The following is a 1,703-nucleotide window of genomic DNA, read 5'->3' on the forward strand; positions in this document are numbered from 1 at the left end:
CACGCGTACCCATCCCGAACACGACCGTTAAGACCTCCAGCGCCGATGGTACTTGGACCGAAGGGTCCTGGGAGAGTAGGACGTTGCCAAGCACACAAAAAAGCATGACCTTAAAGGGTTATGCTTTTTTTATTTTATCTTAAATGAAAGATAGACAAGCCTTCTAACCTGTTCTAACTCTATGGGATTAATATTTCGTTTATTGGGTATGTTAATGTTATGCGAAAACATATGGAAGGAATGATGATTATGAGCAGTTTATACGAAAAGTATGGTGGTGAAGAGACTATTGCGAAAGTGGTGGACTACTTTTATGACTTGGTTTTAGAAGATGAAACGGTAAACCGATTTTTTGCTCATACAGACATGGTGAAGCAACGAGGACACCAAACCAAGTTCGTTAGCTTTGCATTAGGCGGACCTAATCAGTATACGGGTGGTACGATGTCAAAGGTACACAAAGGTATGAACCTCCAGCCTGCTCACTACGATGCGATTGTGAAACATCTTCGAGCAGCCCTCCTACATTTTGGAGTAAATGAAGAAGATACGAATATTGCTTTAAAGAAAATAGAGTCCTTACGTGGAGAAATCCTTTTTCAATAGATCTATAGACAGGAGAGATTAGGCCTATGGATGACAAGGGCATGTTCAAGGAGAATCTAGGAGCGGGCATGGAGCCGATTCCAGAACCGGATAAAAGCGAGGCTGGACGTGAAGGTTTTAATGCGCTAGACGAAATAGTTGGAGGAATAATGGACAATCTACAAATGACTCTAACTGGCGATGAGGATACAAATCCGGACTCAGATCGGAAGAATATAAACGACAAGAAATAATATCAATTGAAAAGAAACATTTGCTGAAATCCCCAAATAGCAGGGTATACCAACAATCGGTACTTGGTTGTTAGTATACCCTCTTTGCGTGTATCTATTAACTTAGATCAATTTTAAAGACTACTGTAGCAGCAAATTAACGGATGTGGTCTTTATGGTTAAGGCTTTATCTTCTGTAGTTATTTTAAAATACATGTGCAGTTCTTACCTGATCTTTTTGCCGTATACAAAGCGGAGTCAGCACGATAAAATGAAGGCCGATGCTGATCGTCACATGTCTGCCATCAAGAATCTCATGCTGTTTTTCTGCTATGATGATGCGAATGACTTCTACCTGGCTATAAAAGCGCTCCGAGGATTTATCAACACTAGTATTGCGAATTCTTCGCCGCCATATCTGGATACGAAGTCATTTGGATCCAGGTTATCCTGCAGCTGTGAGGCCACGAATTTGATAATCGTATCTCCTGCGGCATGGCCAAAAGTATCATTCACTTTATTAAAATCATCAATATCCAAAACAGCAAACTGTACATTGAGTTTAGAAGGGTCAGGTAACGAGAGGATGCTCTCTAAATGCTCATGAAACGACATGTGATTATATAAATCTGTTGCAGAATCAAGCTGTTAGTGATCCTGGCTGTAGCAATCAACAGGGAGTATAGCATGATAAAGTTTGAGGCTGATAAGCTTCTATGTATATTAGGAGACAGAAAGTTAATCACTACAGTAGTTACCAGACCCTGCATAAAAGCAAACATTATTAATCTGGCTCTTCGCTCTACTGGATGGGTAAAGCTGGCTAGAATAGAATCATAGATTTATCTGTATTAATAGATTCCTAACCCCTGGTATAAAAGGGGA

General features: G+C 40.3%; 2 protein-coding genes, 1 rRNA gene and 1 pseudogene. 3 read left to right on the forward strand and 1 reads right to left on the reverse strand.

What is annotated here, in order from left to right; genetic code table 11:
• The 3 genes from rrf to J2T20_RS25650 form a co-directional block, all read left to right on the forward strand.
• A 5S ribosomal RNA gene (gene rrf, locus J2T20_RS25640) occupies nucleotides 1-92 on the forward strand; the annotation flags it as partial.
• 157 nt (nucleotides 93-249) lie between these two features.
• Complete coding sequence (locus J2T20_RS25645) at nucleotides 250-606, forward strand: group I truncated hemoglobin (protein ID WP_307592834.1); 357 nt, start codon at nucleotides 250-252, stop codon at nucleotides 604-606.
• 26 nt (nucleotides 607-632) lie between these two features.
• Complete coding sequence (locus J2T20_RS25650) at nucleotides 633-839, forward strand: hypothetical protein (protein WP_307592836.1); 207 nt, start codon at nucleotides 633-635, stop codon at nucleotides 837-839.
• A 330-nt stretch (nucleotides 840-1,169) separates the two neighbouring features.
• On the opposite strand, the pseudogene J2T20_RS25655 reads toward J2T20_RS25650, so the two are convergent.
• Nucleotides 1,170-1,451: pseudogene (locus tag J2T20_RS25655) on the reverse strand (GGDEF domain-containing protein); the annotation flags it as partial.
• Between the last annotated feature and the right edge of the window lie 252 nt (nucleotides 1,452-1,703).

The organism is Paenibacillus wynnii, assembly GCF_030812855.1.
Lineage (GTDB): Bacteria > Bacillota > Bacilli > Paenibacillales > Paenibacillaceae > Paenibacillus_AQ > Paenibacillus_AQ wynnii_A.

What these genes read in the sequence shown, in the direction of transcription:
- J2T20_RS25645 (WP_307592834.1), top strand. Translation starts at nt 250, where the DNA reads ATGAGCAGTTTATACGAAAAGTATGGTGGTGAAGAGACTATTGCGAAA.
- J2T20_RS25650 (WP_307592836.1), top strand. Translation starts at nt 633, where the DNA reads ATGGATGACAAGGGCATGTTCAAGGAGAATCTAGGAGCGGGCATGGAG.